Origin of the sequence: Symbiopectobacterium sp. RP, assembly GCF_050472005.1 — a bacterium.
Taxonomy (GTDB): domain Bacteria; phylum Pseudomonadota; class Gammaproteobacteria; order Enterobacterales; family Enterobacteriaceae; genus Symbiopectobacterium.
The window spans coordinates 1,432,978-1,455,311 of the sequence record NZ_JBGOGS010000001.1 but is presented as its reverse complement, the minus strand read 5'-3'; the positions used below and the strand labels follow the sequence as shown (position 1 = coordinate 1,455,311).

The 22,334-nt window shown below is 48.2% G+C and carries 17 protein-coding genes, 13 pseudogenes and 1 riboswitch; of the genes and pseudogenes, 9 read left to right on the top strand and 21 right to left on the bottom strand.

Annotated elements, in window-relative coordinates; genetic code table 11:
* Positions 1 to 32 precede the first annotated feature (32 nt).
* Positions 33 to 129: riboswitch (TPP riboswitch) on the bottom strand.
* Between the two features lie 682 nt (positions 130 to 811).
* The 3 genes and pseudogenes from ACD630_RS09695 to ACD630_RS09685 form a co-directional block, all read left to right on the top strand.
* Positions 812 to 1,342, top strand: a pseudogene (locus ACD630_RS09695) (transposase); the annotation flags it as partial.
* 35 nt (positions 1,343 to 1,377) lie between these two features.
* Positions 1,378 to 1,848 (top strand): IS630 transposase-related protein, encoded by a 471-nt coding sequence (locus ACD630_RS09690; protein ID WP_430358925.1) that lies wholly within the window; start codon positions 1,378 to 1,380, stop codon positions 1,846 to 1,848.
* Complete coding sequence (locus ACD630_RS09685; RefSeq protein WP_430359970.1) at positions 1,731 to 2,030, top strand: transposase; 300 nt, start codon at positions 1,731 to 1,733, stop codon at positions 2,028 to 2,030. Before ACD630_RS09690 ends, ACD630_RS09685 begins: the two co-directional genes overlap by 118 nt.
* Here ACD630_RS09685 and ACD630_RS09680 read toward each other — a convergent pair.
* The 3 genes from ACD630_RS09680 to ACD630_RS09670 all read right to left on the bottom strand — a co-directional run bounded on the left by ACD630_RS09680 (position 1,920) and on the right by ACD630_RS09670 (position 3,468).
* On the bottom strand, positions 1,920 to 2,486 hold the full coding sequence (locus ACD630_RS09680; protein WP_430358924.1) for a hypothetical protein: 567 nt from the start codon (positions 2,484 to 2,486) through the stop codon (positions 1,920 to 1,922). The two genes, ACD630_RS09685 and ACD630_RS09680, sit on opposite strands and share 111 nt — an antisense overlap.
* A gap of 159 nt (positions 2,487 to 2,645) precedes the next feature.
* Entirely contained in the window at positions 2,646 to 3,179 is a 534-nt protein-coding gene (locus ACD630_RS09675) for an IS630 family transposase (protein WP_430359969.1), read from the bottom strand.
* Entirely contained in the window at positions 3,103 to 3,468 is a 366-nt protein-coding gene (locus tag ACD630_RS09670) for an IS630 transposase-related protein (RefSeq protein WP_430358923.1), read from the bottom strand. Before ACD630_RS09670 ends, ACD630_RS09675 begins: the two co-directional genes overlap by 77 nt.
* A 211-nt stretch (positions 3,469 to 3,679) precedes the next feature.
* On the opposite strand from ACD630_RS09670, the gene ACD630_RS09665 reads away from it, so the two are divergent.
* A complete protein-coding gene (locus ACD630_RS09665; RefSeq protein WP_430358922.1) occupies positions 3,680 to 4,330 on the top strand; it encodes a riboflavin synthase subunit alpha in 651 nt (216 codons plus the stop codon).
* Positions 4,331 to 4,469: 139 nt separating this feature from the next.
* Here ACD630_RS09665 and ACD630_RS09660 read toward each other — a convergent pair.
* A pseudogene (locus ACD630_RS09660) lies at positions 4,470 to 5,235 on the bottom strand (class I SAM-dependent methyltransferase); the annotation flags it as partial.
* Positions 5,236 to 5,256: 21 nt separating this feature from the next.
* Here ACD630_RS09660 and ACD630_RS09655 point away from each other — a divergent pair.
* Positions 5,257 to 5,532 carry a hypothetical protein gene (locus ACD630_RS09655; protein ID WP_430358921.1) on the top strand — a complete coding sequence of 92 codons (276 nt, stop codon included), beginning with the start codon at positions 5,257 to 5,259 and terminating at the stop codon, positions 5,530 to 5,532.
* 196 nt (positions 5,533 to 5,728) lie between these two features.
* Here ACD630_RS09655 and ACD630_RS09650 read toward each other — a convergent pair whose 3' ends face one another.
* The 7 genes and pseudogenes from ACD630_RS09650 to ACD630_RS09620 all read right to left on the bottom strand — a co-directional run bounded on the left by ACD630_RS09650 (position 5,729) and on the right by ACD630_RS09620 (position 10,246).
* Positions 5,729 to 6,316 (bottom strand): phage integrase Arm DNA-binding domain-containing protein, encoded by a 588-nt coding sequence (locus tag ACD630_RS09650; protein ID WP_430358920.1) that lies wholly within the window; start codon positions 6,314 to 6,316, stop codon positions 5,729 to 5,731.
* Positions 6,294 to 6,479 (bottom strand): excisionase, encoded by a 186-nt coding sequence (locus tag ACD630_RS09645; protein ID WP_252120483.1) that lies wholly within the window; start codon positions 6,477 to 6,479, stop codon positions 6,294 to 6,296. The genes ACD630_RS09650 and ACD630_RS09645 overlap by 23 nt, the downstream gene beginning before the upstream one ends.
* 172 nt (positions 6,480 to 6,651) lie before the next feature.
* On the bottom strand, positions 6,652 to 6,813 hold the full coding sequence (locus ACD630_RS09640) for a protease FtsH-inhibitory lysogeny factor CIII (protein WP_367273023.1): 162 nt from the start codon (positions 6,811 to 6,813) through the stop codon (positions 6,652 to 6,654).
* Between the two features lie 86 nt (positions 6,814 to 6,899).
* Positions 6,900 to 7,823 (bottom strand): annotated as a pseudogene (locus ACD630_RS09635) (IS5 family transposase).
* Positions 7,824 to 8,261: 438 nt separating this feature from the next.
* Positions 8,262 to 9,028 (bottom strand): annotated as a pseudogene (istA, locus tag ACD630_RS09630) (IS21 family transposase); the annotation flags it as partial.
* Between the two features lie 102 nt (positions 9,029 to 9,130).
* Positions 9,131 to 9,259, bottom strand: a pseudogene (locus ACD630_RS09625) (transposase); the annotation flags it as partial.
* 142 nt (positions 9,260 to 9,401) lie between these two features.
* Positions 9,402 to 10,246 (bottom strand): annotated as a pseudogene (locus ACD630_RS09620) (IS5 family transposase).
* Between the two features lie 470 nt (positions 10,247 to 10,716).
* Here ACD630_RS09620 and ACD630_RS09615 point away from each other — a divergent pair.
* Positions 10,717 to 11,139 (top strand): hypothetical protein, encoded by a 423-nt coding sequence (locus ACD630_RS09615; RefSeq protein WP_430358919.1) that lies wholly within the window; start codon positions 10,717 to 10,719, stop codon positions 11,137 to 11,139.
* A gap of 534 nt (positions 11,140 to 11,673) precedes the next feature.
* On the opposite strand, the pseudogene ACD630_RS09610 reads toward ACD630_RS09615, so the two are convergent.
* Positions 11,674 to 12,474, bottom strand: a pseudogene (locus ACD630_RS09610) (site-specific integrase); the annotation flags it as partial.
* Positions 12,475 to 12,683: 209 nt separating this feature from the next.
* Here ACD630_RS09610 and ACD630_RS09605 point away from each other — a divergent pair.
* Positions 12,684 to 13,304, top strand: a complete 621-nt coding sequence (locus tag ACD630_RS09605) for an IS630 transposase-related protein (RefSeq protein WP_430358918.1) — start codon at positions 12,684 to 12,686, stop codon at positions 13,302 to 13,304.
* On the opposite strand, the pseudogene ACD630_RS09600 reads toward ACD630_RS09605, so the two are convergent.
* The 6 genes and pseudogenes from ACD630_RS09600 to ACD630_RS09575 form a co-directional block, all read right to left on the bottom strand.
* Positions 13,233 to 13,403, bottom strand: a pseudogene (locus tag ACD630_RS09600) (IS256 family transposase); the annotation flags it as partial. The gene ACD630_RS09605 and the pseudogene ACD630_RS09600 sit on opposite strands and share 72 nt — an antisense overlap.
* Before the next feature lie 55 nt (positions 13,404 to 13,458).
* Positions 13,459 to 14,382: pseudogene (locus ACD630_RS09595) on the bottom strand (IS5 family transposase).
* A gap of 75 nt (positions 14,383 to 14,457) precedes the next feature.
* A pseudogene (locus ACD630_RS09590) lies at positions 14,458 to 14,635 on the bottom strand (transposase); the annotation flags it as partial.
* Between the two features lie 20 nt (positions 14,636 to 14,655).
* Positions 14,656 to 15,972 (bottom strand): transposase, encoded by a 1,317-nt coding sequence (locus ACD630_RS09585; protein ID WP_430358917.1) that lies wholly within the window; start codon positions 15,970 to 15,972, stop codon positions 14,656 to 14,658.
* Positions 15,973 to 16,172: 200 nt separating this feature from the next.
* Positions 16,173 to 16,940, bottom strand: coding sequence for an amidohydrolase (locus ACD630_RS09580; protein WP_430358916.1), 768 nt, complete (start codon positions 16,938 to 16,940; stop codon positions 16,173 to 16,175).
* Positions 16,928 to 17,253 (bottom strand): annotated as a pseudogene (locus tag ACD630_RS09575) (aminotransferase class I/II-fold pyridoxal phosphate-dependent enzyme); the annotation flags it as partial. The gene ACD630_RS09580 and the pseudogene ACD630_RS09575, both read right to left, overlap by 13 nt.
* A 36-nt stretch (positions 17,254 to 17,289) precedes the next feature.
* Here ACD630_RS09575 and ACD630_RS09570 point away from each other — a divergent pair.
* Complete coding sequence (locus ACD630_RS09570) at positions 17,290 to 17,421, top strand: IS630 transposase-related protein (RefSeq protein ID WP_430358526.1); 132 nt, start codon at positions 17,290 to 17,292, stop codon at positions 17,419 to 17,421.
* A 104-nt stretch (positions 17,422 to 17,525) separates the two neighbouring features.
* On the opposite strand, the pseudogene ACD630_RS09565 reads toward ACD630_RS09570, so the two are convergent.
* Positions 17,526 to 18,551 (bottom strand): annotated as a pseudogene (locus tag ACD630_RS09565) (IS630 family transposase).
* Between the two features lie 176 nt (positions 18,552 to 18,727).
* On the opposite strand from ACD630_RS09565, the gene ACD630_RS09560 reads away from it, so the two are divergent.
* Positions 18,728 to 20,350 (top strand): Na/Pi cotransporter family protein, encoded by a 1,623-nt coding sequence (locus ACD630_RS09560; protein WP_430358915.1) that lies wholly within the window; start codon positions 18,728 to 18,730, stop codon positions 20,348 to 20,350.
* 154 nt (positions 20,351 to 20,504) lie between these two features.
* Here ACD630_RS09560 and ACD630_RS09555 read toward each other — a convergent pair.
* A pseudogene (locus tag ACD630_RS09555) lies at positions 20,505 to 21,901 on the bottom strand (IS256 family transposase).
* A 65-nt stretch (positions 21,902 to 21,966) separates the two neighbouring features.
* Entirely contained in the window at positions 21,967 to 22,311 is a 345-nt protein-coding gene (locus ACD630_RS09550; RefSeq protein ID WP_430358914.1) for a transposase, read from the bottom strand.
* Positions 22,312 to 22,334: the final 23 nt, after the last annotated feature.

The following is a 22,334-nucleotide window of genomic DNA, read 5'->3' as shown; positions in this document are numbered from 1 at the left end:
CTCCCAACCAGCGTGCAAGAAGACGGTAGCCGATCGGAATACCGAGACTTCCCTACGCTGGCATTATCCAGATCAGGTGGTACGGGTATTTCTCAGCCTTCACAAAGAAGGGCACCCCGAGTCATCGCAACATCAATTTACTATGGTACTGTCACAGCAAAACATATTCAGGATAATCATCAAACAAGAGAGTGTAAATTGATTTGTATTCACCTCCCATCAAAGGACGATTGCCTGACCAGACATTCATTCACCGCTGAGTAAAAGCAAAGCTAAATGGTACGGGTTTTCACACTTGTCCCCCAATCCCCTTCCCTTCTGTGTATGCCGAGCTGGCATTATATTCTTCTCGGTTACGCTTATACCCTTAAATAATTAGCGTTATAGAAAAACGACTTAAAAATGATTACAGCCAATGCCCTGATATGTGGCAAAAAAATACAGCTAATTGTTATCAAAATAATGTCGCTTAGCTATACTGCTCCTATCACTAGGAACTGACTTTCCACCGTTAAGCAGCGGACTCAAGATGTTTTTTGGCGTCACCGTGTTCGCACTCTCACCAGAGACCAAATCTAACAGCAGCGTATTGTACTGAGCCTTCGCATCAGCAGCGGAAGCCTTTTGCATCGGCATACGCGAGGGGGTGGACGCATCACTTCCCCATTTCGTCGTGATGGCCTTGAATACGTCACCGAGACCGACAAATATAGGAGTTATGCTCATTTCTGGTGTACGGGGTTTCGGGGAGGGTGGCGTATCCTGCTGATTGATTTCGTGGATGATTTCAACAACAGAGAGATGATACCCCATGAAAAAGTCTACCCTACAGGTCTCCGCAGAACCAGATATTGCCGCTGATCCCTTGCATGAACTCATTCGTAATGGTGCCAGGCAACTGATAGCTGCCGCCGTTGAGGTTGAGCTCGAAGCCATGCTGCAACAACATGCTGAACGCCGCCTTGACGACGGGCGTCATGCTGTCGTTCGTAACGGCTATTTGCCACCGCGAACCATATAGACGGGTATTGGGGATGTTGAAATTAAAGTGCCTAAGGTCAGGGAGCGCAGCGGCAACGGAATATGCTTCAACAGCGCGTTGTTGCCGCCTTATCTGAAACGTGCAAAAAGCGTCGAAGAGTTGCTACCATGGCTGTACCTGCGAGGCATATCCACCGGTGATTTTCACGAAGCCCTGAGGGCGCTTCTCGGTGAAAAAGCTAATGGCCTCTCTGCCAGTACCATCAGCAGACTGAAACAGCAATGGCTTGAAGAGCACAGGCAGTGCTGCCTGTGTGATTTAAGCGATACGCGCTACGTTTATTTCTGGGCCGATGGCATATAGCTAAACGACTTAATTTTGATCACATTATTTAAATGAGCTATTCAATTGATTTTAAACGTAAAGTGATATCTACACGGGAAGAAGAAGGGTTGAGTATCCGAGAAACAGCGAAGCAATTTCGGATTGGCCCTACCTCTGTATCGCGTTGGATTAATCAAATAGCGTCAAAAGCATCGACCACGCGTCAGCGAAAGAGCGATAAATCCGAGTGGATAAAAGATGTTGAACCATATCCAGATGCTTACCAAAAAGAACGTGCAGAGCGTTTTGGCGTTTGTCAGAAGGCCATTTGGCAAGCTCTTAAAAAGCTGGGATTGACCTATAAAAAAAAACTCTACGTCATCCGAAAGCCGACGAAAGCGCCCGGCAAGCATTTCAACAAAAAATACAACAGTATGAAAAAGAAGGAAAACCTATTGTTTTTATTGATGAAAGTGGTTTTCCACATGATACCCCACGGACTCACGGCTATTCCCCAAAAGGTCAACGGTGTTTTGGCCTGAAGAACTGGGGAGGCAAGGGAAGAACAAATGTTATCGGCGCGTTATTAGGCACAACGCTGTTTGCTATCGGATTATTTGATATCAATATTAACAGCGATGTTTTCTATTCCTGGGTCACACAAGTCCTTATCAGCCTTCAAAGCATCCATATGAGTCAGACTCTCAGACAAGCCCTCGGTTAGCGTTGAACGACAACCCGCCCTATCGGTTAGAGTTTGAGACAGGGGCGCTATTGGTAAATCATTTGCAGCATCAACCAGTAGGCTGGTTTGTAGTTCATAACCGACGTCGCCACCATGCGTCATTTTCAAACGTTCTTCTTTCCCATTGTGGGTACGAAACTGTAAATGAGACCAGTCGTGAACGACGGGAGCGTATGGATGCGGGCTAAGTGCAACCTGCCGGAGAGCCAGCGAAATAATCGGTTCATTGAGCTGACTGAAGCTAATACGTTCATTATTAAAAAAACGCCAAACGGCCTGAGTAGTGGCGAATGTTGTTTTCTGCGCGCAGGCAAGGTCTTTAACGGCTGACGCCAATGGTGCTGGGGGAGTCATGTGTTGCTTAACCAGACGCTGATAACGCCGGTTAAGGCGGGCATCAATCCCGCCGATGGATAAGTTGAGAGCATGCAGCAACGTAATAGCAGATATTGCAAAAGATGTGTAGATACCTATGCCTTTTAAGCAGGGTTGCCCAGTCTGTGCAGCAGAATCTGTCGGGTGTGTGCCAGACGCTGCTGACGTAACGCACTCGGCAGCCACACCAGATTGTATAGCTAAACGACTTAATTTTGATTACATCATATGGACTGAGAACAAAATCTCTGTATCGCAACCACTCTCTCTTTTTTTGCTTTTTGCTTGTGCCCATTTATGCTCAATGGGGTTAAGATCTGGCGAATATGTAGGCAAATACTCCACCATATACCCTGCATCGATGATGACTTGTTGAATATTATGTTTTTTGTGAAAAGTTGCATTGTCCATCACGATTACCCTGTTTTTAGGGAGTACTGGGATAAGGACTTGTGTGACCCAGGAATAGAAAACATCGCTGTTAATATTGATATCAAATAATCCGATAGCAAACAGCGTTGTGCCTAATAACGCGCCGATAACATTTGTTCTTCCCTTGGCTCCCCAGTTCTTCAGGCCAAAACACCGTTGACCTTTTGGGGAATAGCCGTGAGTCCGTGGGGTATCGTGTGGAAAACCACTTTCATCAATAAAAACAATAGGCTTACCTTCTTTTTCATACTGTTGTATTTTTTGTTGAAATGCTTGCCGGGCGCTTTCGTCGGCTTTCGGATGGCGTAGAGTTTTTTTTATAGGTCAATCCCAGCTTTTTGAGAGCTTGCCAAATGGCCTTCTGACAAACGCCAAAACGCTCTGCACGTTCTTTTTGGTAAGCATCTGGATATGGTTCAACATCTTTTATCAACTCGGATTTATCGCTCTTTCGCTGACGCGTGGTCGATGCTTTTGACGCTATTTGATTAATCCAACGCGATACAGAGGCAGGGCCAATCCGAAATTGCTTCGCTGTTTCTCGGATACTCAACCCTTCTTCTTCCCGTGTAGATATCACTTTACGTTTAAAATCAATTGAATAGCTCATTTAAACAATGTAATCAAAATTAAGTCGTTTAGCTATATCGGATTTGTCAGGTGACAAAGGCGGGAATGCGTTTGGTTTTCCAGTCGTTATGAGGCAAACTGCAAAATGATTTGTCAGCCTTTATTCCCTCGCAGCGTGCCACGGTAGCGTAGGGGGAGAGACTGGCACAGTAGCATTTAGTTATTTCACTGATTTATTATGAGGCAAGCGTATGTTTACCGGCATTGTTCAAGGCACCGCGCCGGTGGTGTCCATCGATGAAAAAACGAACTTTCGCACGCATGTGGTAAAACTTCCTCCCGAATTACTGACCGACCTGGTGACAGGTGCCTCGATCGCCAATAACGGCTGCTGCCTGACGGTGACGGCAATTGATGGCGATAGGGTCAGTTTTGATTTAATGAAAGAGACGCTGCGTCTGACCAACCTGGGCGATATCACGCCGGGCGATCTGGTTAATATTGAACGTGCCGCAAAATACGGCGATGAGATTGGCGGACATGTTATGTCCGGGCACATTATGTGCACAGCCGAAGTGGTTAAAATTCTTACCTCGGAAAACAACCACCAGATTTGGTTCCGACTCTCCGATGAATCGCAGATGAAATATGTGCTGCACAAAGGTTTTATCGGGATTGATGGCATCAGTCTCACGGTGGGTGAGGTGACTCGCAGCCGTTTCTGCGTGCATTTGACTCCCGAAACACTGCAACGCACCACGCTCGGCCAGAAGCGATTGGGGAACCGGATCAATATCGAAATCGACCCGCAAACTCAGGCTGTGATCGACACGGTTGAACGTGTGCTGGCACAGCGTCAGGCACAAGAGGCCGCAACGGCAAATGCCGTGCAGAGCGCCTGAAGCCTGAGCTGAAAAGGCGATAAAAAATGCCGTACACCCTTGGCTGTACGGCGTTAAGCTGACCGAAATCAGCGCGCTCACGCACGCCACCTTCAATCCCTTGGGGGCTAAACAAGACCTGCCACAGTTGAATGTTTCACGCGCGAAACGCCCCGGCGCAGGCATTCAGGTAGTAACGGAACATACGGTTAAAACGCGGCGAATAACGGTCCGCTAACTGCGGCAAGCTGGCGACAAAGCGATCGTGCCAGGCCATCAAGGTTTTATCGTAATCGGCCCCAAAATTGTGCCAATCTTCCATCACCAGATAAGGTTCACTGCGTGCGGCAATGTTGCGCACGGAGGGCAGGCAATGTTGCGCACGGAGGGCAGGCAATGTTGCGCACGGAGGGCAGGCAGCCGTTTGGGAAGATATATTTGTTAATCTAGGGGGCAACCTGCGAATCGGTTTTATTTGCCCCAATGGTATGCAGCAGAAACAACCCTTCGGGTTTGAGATTTTTGCTGACGACGCGAAAGTACGTATCGTAATTTTTCGGTCCAACGTGCTCAAACATGCCGACAGACACGATGCGATCGAAATGTCGGTTAAGGTCACGATAATCCTGCAATTCAATGGTGACGTTGAGATCACTACAGCGTGCCCGAGCCAGTTTTTGCTGCTCACGCGAAATGGTCACTCCGTAAACCGATACGCCATAATGGCGTGCCGCATAGGCGGCCAGCCCGCCCCAGCCTCAGCCAATATCCAACAGGGTCATGCCTAGCTGAAGCTGAAGTTTTTCGCAAATCATGCGCAGTTTGGCCTGTTGCGCCTGTTCTAGGGTAGTGGCCTCTTTCCAGTAGCCGCAGGAGTATTGCATATGCGTGTCGAGCATCAGGCTAAACAGATCGTTGCCCAGATCGCATAGCCAACCGACTTAAAAATGATTACAGCCAATGCCCTGATATGTGGCAAAAAAATACAGCTAATTGTTATCAAAATAATGTCGCTTGGCTATATACGACGCGCCTTCAAAAAAGCGGCAGATATCGTTTTTGCGGCAAATTGCTTGTATTTGGCGTCTGCGATGATATGTGCTACCCCGTTGTTTAATCCCCTGAACTGGTTCAATACATCAGCAAGGCATAAATTGAGGCAGTCGATGCGGGTTGCCTCGGAGAACGCCAGCATCGTGCCTGTTTTCGCCTGCTTAATGTAAAGACGTCCGTCTTTGATATCCTCCCAGCGCAGTGCCTGTATATCCCCTAAACGTTGACCGGTGACTAACAAAAGCAAGGTCAAGGCAGGGGCCGAGCCATGCAGGTATAGCAAAACGACATTATTTTGATAACAATTAGCTGTATTTTTTTGCCACATATCAGGGCATTGGCTGTAATCATTTTTAAGTCGGTTGGCTATAATGTATCCGCGGCCTTGCGTATGAGCCTCCACGCATCCAGAGTTATGCGCTCACGTTGAATGTCTACACGCTGGTTGCGCGTAGCTTCGGCTGGATTGCTTTTGGTGACCCCTTCAGCAATGGCCTCACGAAACAAGTCAAGCAGCAATGTTCTGATGCGGTTTGCCATTGTCGGTTTTCCTGCCTTTACCCACTGATTAAGGAACGAGGCAATGTCTTTGGTTTCTACTTTCTGAAGAGCAAATTCCCCTAAATGGGCATTAACGGCTTTCAGGTATTTATGGTACTCGTTCATCGTTGTCGGCTTGAGTTTCCGTCCTTCGAGTATCGTCAGATAGCGTTCAGTCCATTCGCTAACTGTGGTCACCTGTGTGTCGTTGATGCGGTCAACGAGCGGTGATGGTTTTGATGAGCCATAAATCGCCATATTAGCGGCGAGGGCTTGTGTAATGGCCTCCTGTCGATGGCGGCCCAGACCATATTCTTTTCCGGTGCGTGGGTCGCGGTAGCAAAAATAGCCGCCATTGCGCGGTTGCAGGTTTGGCGGCAAATCGCGATTCTTATGGTTTCTCCGGCGTGCCATGTCTTATCCTCGATAACAGGGTGGGGTGAAGGGCGCTGGATGGGCCAATGTTTTTGTTCTGGGTGAGCTTGCAGGCGTTTTCCTCAACCAGATATTCGCGCCCATCTCGTATCGGTGCGGGAAAAATCATTCCGCTCCTGACCAATCGCCTGACGGTTTCCATACAGCGCGGACGGGGTTGCCGCCGATTCCACTCGGATAAGGTGATGTATGCCATAATTGACCTCTGCTAAAATTAAGCCACTGCGCCGTTCGTCATGACGGCGGGCAGGCGGGGGAATGACCAATCGAAGAAATGCGGGGGTGAAGGGGATTTCAGGCTGTAACAGCCTTGATTAAGGTGCTGGGGCAGGTCGTAGAGGCTTGCCTTGCTGTTCGAGGATAGCGATAAGCTTTCGGTATCCGTTTCGCAGCCATTTAACCCATTTATCCAGGTGAGTTTCTTCCGGGTGATAGCTCCCCATGAGGGCAGCATGACCCGCGAATGCATAATTCATGGGGTGCTCCTGTTATTATTGTGTTATTTGGGGCTTTGTTGAATAAATCAGAACTTGTAACGACTGCGCCCCATACGGGTCGATTGTTACGTGATGCGAATACTGTTCGGCATTCCTAATAGCGTGATCAGGTTAAGCGCTTTGACCATGACCATGGCTTCACCCACCTGACCATCGTAGTCTCTCAGACTTAGATGACCACCCAGAAGCCTTTTGAACCGGAACATGGCCGTTTCAGCCACTGAGCGCCGGTGATAGCCCACTTTCTTTTTCCAGATATCGTTACTACCGCTAATGCGCTGATTTGCAACAGCGGGGTTACGCTCGTGGTAGCGATCTTGCCAATATTGCGCCCCCCTTCGTGGCGGGATAAGCGGCCTTATTTTCTTCCTCACCAGAGCATCATAGCAGTAAACTGTATCCTAAGCGCCGTCAGCCGATGCCTCTCTGATTTTCCGGTGGGTCTGGTTTATCAGCGCCGGTAGAGCTTGGGCATCGGTCGTACCACTGAGCGACAAATCCACACAGATAATCTCATGCGTCACACTGTCTACTGCCAGGTGCAGCTTACGCCATACCCTGCGTCTGTCGGCACCATGCTGCCGGACTTTCCATTCGCTTTCGCCAAAGACCTTCAGGCCGGTTCCATCAATGACCAGATGTGAGATTTCACCACGGGTTGGCGTTTTTATGCTGATGTTCACTGTCTTTGCTCGCTTGCTGAGCAGCGAATAGTCTGGACAATGGAGCGACAATTTAATCAGTTTAAAAATCGAGTCACCAAAGCCCTGTAAAGCCCTCAATGAAAGGCCAAACACGCGTTTCATCATCAGGACTGTGGTGATGGTCATATCTGAGTAGTGGAGCGGTCGTCCACGCCGTTCAGTAGTGTTTTTTTCCGTCCATGCAGCAATGGCTGATTCATCTAGCCATACGGTTAGAGAAGCTCGCTGCTTGAGGGCCTTGTTATAAGAGGGCCAGTTGGTGATTTTAAAATTTTGTTTTGCCATGGAGACCTGATTTTGAAACAACTGTGTTGATCTGCTCCGATGATTACCCAAAAGTTCTATTTATTCAACAAAGCCGCTGGCGGGTTGTGGTAAAACCCCACATCCGGATCCGGTTTATGTCGAAGTGAAAGTACTCGTGCCGATACTGTGTAAAACTGCCGAGGTATCAAAACCGGCTTTCGCTGTAGACCAGTTAAAAATCGGTGCACCTATCGATCAGCAGATGCGGGCGCTACGTGCGGAACGTCACCAGCGCATTGGCTACGAGAAAGTGTTAGAATCGGCTATAAATGCTTGCGAGTAATTAGCAGGTTTCAATCCCCGAAAAAGAACCGTACATGAGGTGTAAATCAATGCAGGTACTTAATCGGGTATATTAATTAATATTATTTTATTTAATATCAATATCTTGATATTTTAATTTACCTAATGATGGAACTGATTAACATGGGCGAAGCTGTTGAACCTGCGGTACCGGACGAAGAAGTTCTCCTTGAGGTATTTCACCATCCGCTCCACCTTACCTTTGGTTCTGGCCCTTCGCGGGCGGCAGGCCCGTGGCAGGAAGCCATAGTGATCAGCCAGCAGCAGGAACCCGGAGTTGAACACCACCTTCCCGTTGTTATTTTTCAGCACTGCGGCTTTCTGGTTATCGACCAGCACGGTTTTCACGCTGCCGCCGAAGTAACGGAAGGCGCGAACCAGTGACTCATAGGTATGTTCAGCATCCTGTCATCTTTTGGTGCCGCGAAGACATGGAAGCGACGTGAGAACCCCAGCGTGTTAACCGCGAAGTTAACCCTGCATCGTTGCCCGGCAACCTCAGCCTCAACTTCCGCCCAGTCATGCTGAAGATGGTAACCGGGCTGAGTTTCGAAGCGAACCGTTTTCTTCGATGGCCGCATCTTACGCTTGGGCTGGATGTAGCGCAACATGGAGCGTCCACCGGTATAACCCATCGCTTTAATTTCCGCGAGGATGACCTCGCCGTTCCAGACGTTCTCTGCCATACGCATGTCGATATAGTCCATGAACGGCCTGAGTTTGGCCATTTTGTGGCGTGTTTTTCTGGCCGGAGGTTCCGGGTATTTCAGGTAGCGTCTGACAGTCCGCTCAGAGCAACCAACCTGAGTGGCAATATCGACAATATACGCACCCTGCTGGCGCATTTGCTTTATCATGTAAAAGTCCTCTCTGCTCAGCATACTGATGTCCTTTCTGGTGTGAGAATATCAAGGAAACAACATGTTGGGTGGAGCGGACAATCCAAATGGTGAATTACCGTCTTATATCACTGACGCTGACACTTTGGCATACAACGATAAAATCTGGTTCTCCATCCCGGAGATCCGGGTCTGGTTCTTCTTCACCAGTTGTGGTTCAAAGGAACCATCACGATCACGTGGTGTACGCAGTTCCAGCGGACCATCGCCAGTGGTATAGCCAAGCGACATTATTTTGATAACAATTAGCTGTATTTTTTTACCGCATATCAGGGTATCTGTTGTAATCATTTTTAAGTCGGTTGGCTATAACAGTTTTTGTGGAGTAGCCATTGCGCGTGTTAGGCTGTGTCCCTTAATTGCATAACTTCTTGTAAAAGAGGCGGATGCAGCCCAGTTTAACCATCGACAGATAATTCCTCGCCGTTTTGTCATAACGTGTGGCAATACGGCGGTATTCTTTTAATCGGCCAAAACATCTTTCCACTACATTGCGATGACGGTAAGCGTCACTGGCGAACCGTGAGCGCCCGTCAGAAGCCATTTTTTCATTCGTTTTTCGGGGGATGACTGCCTTTATCACCTTTCGTTTCAGCTCGTTGCGTAGTGCATGCCCTGAATAAGCTTTGTCAGCCAGCACCGCATAACCACGACGCTTCATGCTGCCATTCTGGCGCTGAACACCAATACCGTCCAGAAGACGTAATGCGAACTGGCTTTCGTGAGCCTGTCCGGGGCTCAGCAGGATGTTTAACGGGAGACCACTTCCGTCTGTTGCCTGATGGATTTTGGTGCCCAAACCACCGCGAGAGCGACCCAGACCGTTATCTCCGGCGATATCGGGATGTTTTTTTGAGCACCGGCAGCACATTTCAGCGCCCGGATATTACTGCCATTCAGCGCCGTGGCAGACCAGTCAACGAGACCATGCGCATCAAGAGCAGAAAGTAACCTGTTGAAAATAATGTTAATCACACCCAATTTTGACCACCGATTAAAGCGGTTATATACGGTTTTCCACGGACCATATCACTCAGGTAAATCACGCCATGAAGCACCTGAGCACAGAATCCAGAACATACCATTGATGATTTTACGATGTTCTACCCATGGACGTCCGGCACGTGGTATTGCTGGTTCAGCAGGCAGTAAAGACTGGATGATCATCCATGCTTCATCGGGAAGGTCGTAGCGAGCCATAGTTCAATATACTGTAGAAATATACGGTTACTATAACTCAGGCAATTAAGGGACACAGCCTGGATAACCTGCGATAACGAAGCTTCAGAATATCTGCATTCTGTCACACATCGATTTGCAGCCTCTAGGCTGATTCGTTCTGTGGTTGCAACAAGTTGAAATTGATTGGAAAAATGAGAATGCCTCGCCCCCGTTAACACACGGTGAATGAGCGTTATTTATGTGAATATCAAATAAACGCATGGTTTAATAACGCTCATCAGCAGTGAGCGGTGACCCTACTTAGGAGAGTGAAAATGGGGCTTTGTTGAATAAATCGAACTTTCAGGTGATTGGCGGATCTGATCGCTATAGTCGTTTCAGCATCGGGTTTCCATGGCAAAGCAAAAGTTTAAAATCACCAACTGGACCACCTACAACAACGCGCTCAGACAGCGCGGTTCATTGGTATAAAAATAGGAGTGACAGATGTGAAAGTATTACAATTATCGTATCATTACACAAAATCGCATGTATTTAATAGTGGTTCATCAGCTGTTAAGTTGGCTAGCTTAACAAAAAAAGATAAGGATATTCAGTTCGCTAGAAATATTCTTAACGCTAAAAACGAATCAATAAAAAAACTAAAAAACGTTGATTTTAAGTTATATGATTCAAAATTAAAGAAAAACCATAAGTTATTCTCTCGTCTTGTTTCTTTGAGTGTAAAAGATAGTCCTTTCTTTGAGGGGAAAAACTTTGACTTTGCAAATTCATTAAAAAAAGCAATAAGTGATTTTGAGAAAAATCCAAATAAAGCAATAAAAAAACACCTAAATGGTCATATTAATAATATAAATCCACATTCTAAAATTGGAAGAGGGTATATTTCTTATTTGGAGAATCGTAAATAGTATACAGAGCTGCTCGTGTATTCAATAAGTTGATGTAGCATCAAACGTAGTACTCGCGTTGGTCGTGTATTCAATATGGGCTTTGTTGAATAAATAGATTTTATGCTGGCAGCCCAGCGAAACGACGGATCCTCGCAACGTAAAATCATGCAGTTAGGCCTCATGAGAAAAGTGTACACTTGAGATGTACAAGCATTTTCAACCAAAACTGGCATGGAAAAACAGCATGATTACCTATTATTCAACAAAGCCATGATCAGGTTCTGTTGCTGGTGATTACGGTAGGAAAACGCGCCGGGGATGAGGTTTATAACCAGGCTGATAGTCGGTAGTGATGAGTATTTGAAAGTGTCATATTGGTGACGCCACTATAGTGACATGGTAGCGTCATCAATATGCTTTCATTTGCCTATTTTGTCACTTTGAATGCAGGATAAGTCATTAATTACAATAAGTTATATTTAATTCTACGTTCTTCTAAGCCGTAGGTCACTGGTTCGAATCCAGTAGGGCGTACCATTTAAAATCAATAAGTTAAGCAAGTTTCAGCCCCACATGATTTCCCTCTTGTGTTGTATTTGTGTCGTTACCATCTAGAAGTGAGTCTATTTTCTTCGCGTGTTCAGTGAGGTGGTTGGGTGCTAAGTGTGCATAACGGCGAACCATTTCGATAGATTCCCACCCTCCCATTTCCTGCAAAGCAGAAAGTGGAACGCCAGACTGAATCAACCAGCTTGCCCAAATGTGCCGCAAATCGTGGAAACGGAAATCTTCTATACCTGCACGTTTAAGTCCGACTTTCCATGCGCTATTATCGTCACACCGCATTTTACGTATAGCAGCTGTCTTGGTTCCGTCTGCTCTCGTTGCCGCTTTGGTGTGGACAAACACCCAGCGAGAATGCTTTCCGATCTACCCCTTCAACACCTTGCATGCTGTATCATTCAGAGCCACGCCAATAGCCTTACCCGCTTTTGCGTTCTCTGGATTGATCCAGGCAACCTTTCTCTGCATATCGACTTGCGACCACTCGAGATCGAGAATGTTTGAACGGCGTAACCCAGTCGACAGCGCGAAAACAACAACGGGCCTGATACTCTCCGGCATGCATTCGATCAGACGTGATGCTTCCTCTCTGGTCAACCAGCGTATGCGTTTACTAATCGGCTTCTTGGTTTTGATCACTGGCGCATTTTTTATCCACCCCCATTCGTTAGCGGCAGCGCGGAGCAAGGATCGCATAAAGGAAAGGTAATGGCTCTTTGTTCCGGCGCTGACTGGTTTATCCTTATATGCTGGTATCGCTTTTTCATTTCTGATTGCCGCGTTACGCTGTATAGCTAAACGACTTAATTTTGATTACATTATTTAAATGAGCTATTCAATTGATTTTAGACGTAAAGTGGGCTTTGTTGAATAATAGTGAGTCATGCTGTTTTTCCAGCCAGTTTTGGTAGAAAATGCTTGTCACCTCAGGTTTACAGTTTTCTTATGAGGCCTAACTGCATGATTTTGCGTTGTGAGGATCTGTCGTTTCACCGGGGGTGCAGCATAAAATATGTTTATTCAACAAAGCCCGTAAAGTGATATCTACACGGGAAGAAGAAGGGTTGAGTATCCGAGAAACAGCGAAGCAATTTCGGATTGGCCCTGCCTCTGTATCGCGTTGGATTAATCAAATAGCGTCAAAAGCATCGACCACGCGTCAGCAAAAGAGCGATAAATCCGAGTTGATAAAAGATGTTGAACCATATCCAGATGCTTACCAAAAAGAACGTGCAGAGCGTTTTGGCGTTTGTCAGAAGGCCATTTGGCAAGCTCTTAAAAAGCTGGGATTGACCTATAAAAAAACTCTACGTCATCCGAAAGCCGACGAAAGCGCCCGGCAAGCATTTCAACAAAAAATACAACAGTATGAAAAAGAAGGCAAACCTATTGTTTTTATTGATGAAAGTGGTTTTCCACACGATACCCCACGGACTCACGGCTATTCCCCAAAAGGTCAACGGTGTTTTGGCCTGAAGAACGGGGGAGCCAAGGGAAGAACAAATGTTATCGGGAGCCTGTTTAAGATTTTGTGTAAATGCCTTTCCTCAGAAGTGACCGTCAAGACGGTCACCGAACTCGATAATAAAGCGACTCATTGCCATACGCCAGTCCTGTAAGGGCATCGTTCATTTCTGTGATGCCACTTGGATTGCCAGCCATACGACCTTCTTCACCGAGTCATCAGTCGGGAACACCTTGGGTTTCTTGATTGCATGGGCTTTGTTGAATAAATCAGAACCTGTAACGACTGCGCCCCATACTGCTCGATTGTTACGTGATGCGAATACTGTTCGGCATTCCTAATAGCGTGATCAGGTTAAGCGCTTTGACCATGGCCATGGCTTCACCCACCTGACCATCGTAGTCTCTCAGACTTAGATGACCACCCAGAAGCCTTTTGAACCGGAACATGGCCGTTTCAGCCACTGAGCGCCGGTGATAGCCCACTTTCTTTTTCCAGATAGCGTTACTACCGCTAATGCGCTGATTTGAAACAGCGGGGTTACGCTCGTGGTAGCGATCTTGCCAATATTGCGACCCCCTTCGTGGCGGGATAAGCGGTCTTATTTTCTTCCTCAGCAGAGCATCATAGCAGTAAACTGTATCCTAAGCGCCGTCAGCCGATGCCTCTCTGATTTTCCGGTGGGTCTGGTTTATCAGCGCCGGTAGAGCTTGGGCATCGGTCGTACCACTGAGCGACAAATCCACACAGATAATCTCATGCGTCACACTGTCTACTGCCAGGTGCAGCTTACGCCATACCCTGCGTCTGTCGGCACCATGCTGCCGGACTTTCCATTCGCCTTCGCCAAAGACCTTCAGGCCGGTTCCATCAATGACCAGATGTGAGATTTCACCACGGGTTGGCGTTTTTATGCTGATGTTCACTGTCTTTGCTCGCTTGCTGAGCAGTGAATAGTCTGGACAATGGAGCGACAATTTAATCAGTTTAAAAATCGAGTCAACAAAGCCCTGTAAAGCCCTCAATGAAAGGCCAAACACGCGTTTCATCATCAGGACTGTGGTGATGGCCATATCTGAGTAGTGGAGCGGTCGTCCACGCCGTTCAGTAGTGTTTTTTTCCGTCCATGCAGCAATGGCTGATTCATCTAGCCATACGGTTAGAGAAGCGCGCTGCTTGAGGGCCTTGTTATAAGAGGGCCAGTTGGTGATTTTAAAATTTTGTTTTGCCATGGAGACCTGATTTTGAAACAACTGTGTTGATTTGCTCCGATGATTACCCAAAAATTCTATTTATTCAACAAAGCCGATTGCATGCCGGAGCACGCTGTTCAGTGATTCTATAGCGTTCGTCGTATAGATTACCTTGCGAAGTTCCTGCGGGTACGAGAAGAATGTCGACAGGTTGGCCCAGTTTGACTGCCACCTCCGGCTTATCTGCGGATAGCGGTGATCCCCATGTCCCACCGAATGCCTCGAGCGCCTGAAGCCATAGGTATCTACACATCATAAAGGGTTAAAAACCACCATAGCGAAGTGGGCAAGTTCTTCCGGGGTATAGTCTGCTAATAACGTCAAGGTATTTAGCAGGATGGATAGTCCGGCAAGCAGCGCTGGGGCGCTTTCTTTACGCCCTCGTTTTTGTTGTCGTCCGGATAATCGGCAAATTAACTGACGGGCTGCCGCATTGTCGTCTCCTTCAGCGCGTTGCAGCCGCCATACCAGCACACATGCCATGCTAGCTATCAATAACCTGCGTAGCAGGGCACCAGCACTGCGCTGAAGCCATTTTTCTACATCATGACCGGCACCTTTCAGCAGCTTAAAAAAGGATTCAATACCCCAGCGCCAGTAATACCAGCGAGCGACTTCCGCGCTGGTGAGCTCGTTGCTAACGTTTGTGAGCAGCGTCCAGCGTCCGATAAATTTACCGTGAGTATCGGTAAGGCGAACCACAACTAATCTGAGTGTCAGAGCTACGCCTGGCTGAACTTTTACTCGCCGTCCGGTGTTCTTGTCTTTCCGCTTCGCTTTTGCTGTTCGCGTTATGATCACGGATGTTTCCCCGATCTCCATATTGGCTTTTTTCCCTTTCCAGCCAACCTGTCTGTTTGCGATAAATGGCAGATCGTCTGCAATTTCACCAATTTTACGGGTGTCACCGCCCCACTCTGCCCGATGCCCTTCCTTTCCCCGGATAAGCCAACATATTCCCAGGGAGCTTAATGTGCGCATATGCCCGATAGAGTCACCTTCACGGTCAATGAGATGAACTAACTTCTTCCCGGTATCAAGAGACTCAACGCGGGCGATATCAGCCGTCAAAGCATCCATATGAGTCAGACTCTCAGACAAGCCCTCGGTTAGCGTTGAACGACAACCCGCCCTATCGGTTAGAGTTTGAGACAGGGGCGCTATTGGTAAACCATTTGCAGCATCAAGCAGTAGGCGGGTTTGTAGTTCATAACCGACGTCGCCACCATGCGTCATTTTCAAACGTTCTTCTTTCCCATTGTGGGTACGAAACTGTAAATGAGACCAGTCGCGAATGACGGGAGCGTATGGATGCGGGCTAAGTGCAACCTGCCGGAGAGCCAGCGAAATAATCGGTTCATTGAGCTGACTGAAGCTAATACGTTCATTATTAAAAAAACGCCAAACGGCCTGAGTAGTGGCGAATGTTGTTTTCTGCGCGCAGGCAAGGTCTTTAACGGCTGACGCCAATGGTGCTGGGGGAGTCATGTGTTGCTTAACCAGACGCTGATAACGCCGGTTAAGGCGGGCATCAATCCCGCCGATGGATAAGTTGAGATCATGCAGCAACGTAATAACAGATATTGCAAAAGATGTGTAGATACCTATGGTCACGGGGTGGGGGCGACTGCACACCCCGTGTCGGGCGGGTGCCACGCGAGTGGCAGAGATACAATGACGCTTTCGCGCACGAAATCTAACGCGGACATGGCATACATGTGATGCGACGTATCATCTAAACAGCATGACGGCCTGCGCCGTCTCACTGACTACAGTGTGAACCTGTCTGCATCACGCCATGCTGGAAACGCTTCACGGTAGCTTTGCAGCGCTTCCAGCGACAGCTCTGCGCTGATTTGCGCGGGCTGGTTCTCTGGTGCACGTGCGACGATCTCACCCAGCGGGTTGATTATCTGGCTGTCCCCCTGATAGCTGTGATCGTTGCCATCAGCGCCGACACGGTTGCACCCTGCCACATAGGCCTGATTTTCGATGGCGCGCACCGCGAGCAGCGTACGCCAATGGTGAGCGCGCGGGGCAGGCCAGTTCGCCACGTACAGTGCCAGATCGTAATCCTGGCGGTTGCGTGACCACACCGGGAAACGCAGGTCATAGCAAATCTGCGGCAATATCCGCCAGCCACGCCATTCGATAATCAGGCGTTCATGTCCGGCTTCAAAATGGTGGTGCTCATTGGCCATGCGAAACAGATGGCGTTTGTCATAGTGGTAAATGTCGCCCAGCGGTGAAACCAGCACAAAGCGATTTACTGCACCTTTTGGGGTGGAAACAGCAATGCTGCCGCCGATAAGCGCATTGGTCTCTTTGGCCCACTCCTGTAGCCAAGTTTCCACCACCGATTGTGACAGCCCCTTGCCCGCGGCATTCATGGCGAATCCGGTGGTAAACATTTCTGGCAGCACGATAAGATCGCTTCCGCGCACCGTTTCCAACTCGGCATCGAAATGGCTCAGGTTGGCTGGCCCATCAAGCCATACCAGAGGCTGTTGTAGTAGCGTGATAGTTAAAGTCGACATAAGCGCTCCGCCACCGCTTGTAAGGTAGATTCCTGTTTAGCAAAGCATAGCCGAATCAATTTGTTCGGGAAGGGATCGGCGCAGAAAACCGAGAGCGGGATCGCCGCCACGCCGGCGTGTTCCGTCAACCAACGACAGAAGGTGACATCATATCAAGATCAGAAATGGCACTGTAATCCGCCAGCAGGAAGTAAGTTCCTTCACAGGGCAGCACTTCAAAACGGCTGGCGGAGAGCGCATTGACCAGAAAATCACGGCGTGCCCTATAGAATTCCGACAGTTCCTGCCAGTGTTCTGGTGCATGGCGCAGCATATAGCTAAACGACTTAATTTTGATTGCATTATTTAAATGAGCTATTCAATTGATTTTAGACGTAAAGTGATATCTACACGGGAAGAAGAAGGGTTGAGTATCCGAGAAACAGCGAAGCAATTTCGGATTGGCCCTGCCTCTGTATCGCGTTGGATTAATCAAATATAGCCAACAGACTTAAAAATGATTACAACAGATACCATGATATGCGGCAAAAAAGCATATCTGGCTGTTATCAAAATAATGTCGGTTGGCTATATACCCAATAAACCTCAAGATGCAGGTTTGAGCACCTGAAAACAATCGTGAATTCTGGACGTCAGCGAGTCCGCTATTTCTGGTAGCGTATTGGTGAAAAAATTGAATATTGCATCCCGAAAATCGCGGGTGTTTTCAAAATAGCGATTATTCCGTGTATGCTCATTCATCACTTTCCACAGGCGTTCTATCGCGTTCAGATTCGGACTGTAAGGCGGTAAATAGTGAAGCTCTATGTTCACGACAAAGGCCCAATCCTTAATCAATTGGGCTCGGTGATAACCCGCACCGTCCAGTATTACATGGATTCTCTATCGGTAATCAGGGTAACGTTTACGTATCTCAATGAAAAAACGAGCAATGTTGTAGTCATTAATAGTTTTGTAATCGTGAATAACCGTACCGCCGATATCGCTCAGATTCAGCGCACCCAGTATATTCAGACGGGTTCGACTTCCCGTTGTTTTAACTGACTTTTTATGCCCTTTTCGTATCCATCCATAACTGAGCTTTGTGGCTTGTGTCGGATGAACCGCATCGATAAACAGAATCGTCTCATTGCCGGCTGTTTTCTTTAAATTCTCATAATATTCAATGAAATGCTTCTGATTTTCTTCACTGAATTTATGGGGTACGCCCGCCGGTTTTTTGTAGGAGAAACCATGACGGTGCAACCACTTGTTCATGCCGGGAATACTGAATCGGATAGCCCAGCGATGTTCGACATAAGCCACGATGTCGTGGGTATGATGGAAGAGATGTTGAGATAACTAGCTGATTAAGAGCGCAGTCTTTTCAGCACAAAGCCGACTTGCAGACCCACCGTTTTCAGGTTTAAGTTTGCGAGTGTTGACGTAATCGTTGATATGTTGGTTTACCGTCGTTTCGTGCAGACGCAGAGCTTGCGCAATCATCGCAGAGCTCCAGCCTTCGGAGGCCAGCAGGACGGCTTTGATGCGATCACAAACACGCTTATCACGACTGGTGTCATGAAGGTGTTCGAGTTCGGCTTTTTGCTTGTCGGTAATAAATATCTTCATAGCGGGTGAGCATGATCTTCTTACCGCGTAAAATCAAGCATCTTCAATGATCACGGGTATAGAATAAAATACTCACGAGGCATGTGATACACTTCGTTAGCATATCGCGGTATGGCATGCTGAATAATCAATCAGCACGGCTTGTTTTCGAACCACAATATTCATCAGGATAGACTATGTTGACGCTGCTGCATTTGCTCTCTTCCGTTGCACTACTGATATGGGGTACTCATATCGTACGCACGGGTATTATGCGAGTTTATGGCGCAACCCTGCGCCGTATATTGAGTGCCAGCATCAAGAAAACCAGCATGGCGTTTCTTGCAGGGATCGGCGTAACAGCATTGGTGCAAAGCAGTAACGCCACCGTGCTGCTGGCCATCTCTTTTGTGTCGCAGCAATTGATTGCCCTTTCCCCTGCATTGGTGATTATGCTGGGAGCGGATGTCGGTAGCGCGCTCATGGCGCGTATTCTGACATTCGACTTGGGCTGGCTTTCTCCCCTGTTGTTGCTCTGCGGGATCGTGGCATTTCTGTCTAACCGCAAGACTCGCATCGGCCAATTGGGCCGTGTGGGCATCGGCCTTGGATTGATCCTGCTGGCGCTGGAATTGATCGTCGCCGCAGCAGCCCCCATCACCCATTCCAGCGCAATTCTGGTGATTTTCACCTCCATTTCGGATGACACGCTATTGGCGCTGCTACTTGGAGCAGTTTTTGCCATGGTCAGCTATTCCAGCCTTGCCGCCGTACTGCTGACGGCTACGCTGGCGGCAACCGCACTGCTTCCGCTGAAAATGGCACTGTGCATTGTGATTGGCGCCAACCTCGGCAGCGGTGTGCTGGCGATACTCGGAGGACGCGGACAAAGTGCCAGCGCACGGCAATTGGTACTTGGCAGCATGTTGTTCAAGATTATCGGCTGCGTGTTGATTTTGCCTTGGCTGGCACCGCTAACACAATGGATAGGCAGCACGGATATCGCTTTTGACGAAGCAGTTATCTATTTTCATATCGTCTATAATCTGCTGCGCTGCCTGCTGATGCTGCCGCTGGTGACCAGCATGGCACGTCTGTGTCGTCGTTTGGTGCCCCATGAGGATATGAATAACGCCACCGCCGCACCGCGCTATCTCGACAACAGCGCACTGGATACCCCTTCGCTTGCCCTCGCCAATGCGGTACGCGAAACGCTGCGACTGGGCGACGTAGTGGCACAAATGCTGGAACGTTTTCGCCTGGTGTTATTGGGCGACAGAGAGCAAAAACGCGAGATCAGTCGCCTTGATGAAGAGGCCGACATGCTTCACAGTGCCATCAAGCTCTATCTGGCACAGATTCGTCAAGACGATTTGGGAGAGGAAGATTCGCGCCGTTGGGCGGAAGTGATCGATACGGCGTTGAACCTGAAACAAGCAGGCGGCATCCTCGAACATATTTCTTCATCGTTCACCAACAAGGCGCTGGATGCCCGGCTATCCTTATCCTCCGAAGGTATGGAAGAACTGCTGGCGCTGCATCAACGCCTTACCAGTTCCCTCTCGCTGGCGATGTCGGTGTTTCTCACCGGAGACATGACCAACGCCAAACGCCTGCGCCGAGCCAAGCACCGTTTGATTCTGCTGGGAAGACGCTACTCTCATGCACACGTTGAACGTTTACACCAACAAAATCCACAAAGTCTGGAAACCAGCTCACTGCATATGGGGTTGCTGGGGGATATTCGCCGTCTGAATTCACTGTTCTGTGCCGTGGCGTATCATGTGCTCGAACCGGACCCGGAAGATTCAGCAGAATAATCGTTGGTACAACGACAGAAGGGCAGCAAAAACGCTGCCCTTCTGCACATTTATAGCCAAGCGACTTAATTTTGATTACACCATATAGACTGAGAACAAAATCTCTGTATCGCAACCACTGAGCCTGTTTAAGATTTTGTGTAAATGCCTTTCCTCAGAAGTGACCGTCAAGGCGGTCACCGAACTCGATAATAACGCGACTCATTGCCATACGCCAGTCCTGTAAGGGCATCGTCCATTTCTGTGATGCTGCCTGGATTGCCAGCCATACGAGCTTTTTCACCGAGTCATCAGTCGGGAACACCTTGCGTTTCTTGATTGCATGCCGGAGCACGCTGTTCAGTGATTCTATAGCCAAGCGACATTATTTTGATAACAATTAGCTGTATTTTTTTGCCACATATCAGGGCATTGGCTGTAATCATTTTTAAGTCGGTTGGCTATATAGCGTTCGTCGTGTAGATTACGTTGCGAAGTTCCTGCGGGTACGAGAAAAATGTCGACAGGTTGGCCCAGTTTGACTGCCAGCTCCGGCTTATCTGCGGATAGCGGTGATCCCATGTCCCACCGAACGTCTCCAGCGCCTGAAGCGCGGCCTCTTCGGTTGGAGCATGATATAACCAAGCGACATTATTTTGATTGCAATTAGCTGTATTTTTTTGCAACATATCAGGGTATTGGATGTAATCATTTTTAAGTCGGTTGGCTATACACTGCTTTGAGGTCGCGTGTTACCGCCCTATAGTCCTTCCAGGCAACGAAGCGCAGACTGTTGCGCACCATGTGCACGATGCACAACTGGATGCGGGCTTCCGGGTAGACCGTGTTGATGGCATCCGGGAACCCTTTCAGACCGTCCACACAGGCAATGAGGATGTCGGTCAGGCCACGGTTTTTCAGTTCTGTCAGCACGTTCAGTCAGAACTTTGCGCCTTCATTTTCGGCCAGCCACATCCCCAGTAGCTCTTTCTGGCCTTCGATATTGATACCCAGCGCCAGGAACACAGACTTATTGATAACGCGGCTGTCCTGCCGGACTTTCAGAACGATACAGTCAAGGTAAACAATGGGATAAACCGCATCCAGGGGGCGATTTTGCCATTCAACAACCGGCTCCATAACGGCATCGGTGACCTTCGATATCAGGGCGGGTGAGACATCCGCGTCATACAGCTCTTTGAACGCAGCGGCAATTTCGCGGGTGGTCATCCCTTTGGCATACAACGATAAAATCTGGTTATCCATCCCGGTGAGCCGAGTCTGCTTCTTCTTCACCAGCTGCGGTTCAAAGGAAGCATCACGATCACGTGGTGTACACAATTCCAGCGGACCATCGCCGGTGGTAACAGTCTTTGTGGAGTAGCCATTGCGCGTGTTAGTTCCAGATTTGGACTGGTACTTCTCATGCCCGAGGTGATGGGTCATTTCAGCATTAAGGGCAGCTTCAACGCAGATCTTTTTCAGCAGGCGATCAAACTGGTTGAGAGCGTCAGGGGTTTTGAGATTTTTGGCCAGCTCGTTAGCCAGAGCCTGTAACTGTTTTTCGTCCATAAAGTATAGCCAACCGACTTAAAAATGATTACAGCCAATGCCCTGATATGTGGCAAAAAATACAGCTAATTGTTATCAAAATAATGTCGCTTGGCTATAACCTGCTTTTGATGTTGGATTGAACATATCAAAATTAGGCAATTACACAATCTCGTGTACAGGCTCCAACCACTCTCTCTTTTTTTGCTTTTTGCTTGTGCCCATTTATGCTCAATGGGGTTAAGATCTGGCGAATATGTAGGCAAATCCTCCACCATATACCCTGCATCGATGATGACTTGTTGAATATTATGTTTTTTGTGAAAAGTTGCATTGTCCATCACGATTACCCTGTTTTTAGGGAGTACTGGGGCTTTGTTGAATAAATAGATTTTATGCTGGCAGCCCAGCGAAACGACGGATCCTCGCAACGTAAAATCATGCAGTTAGGCCT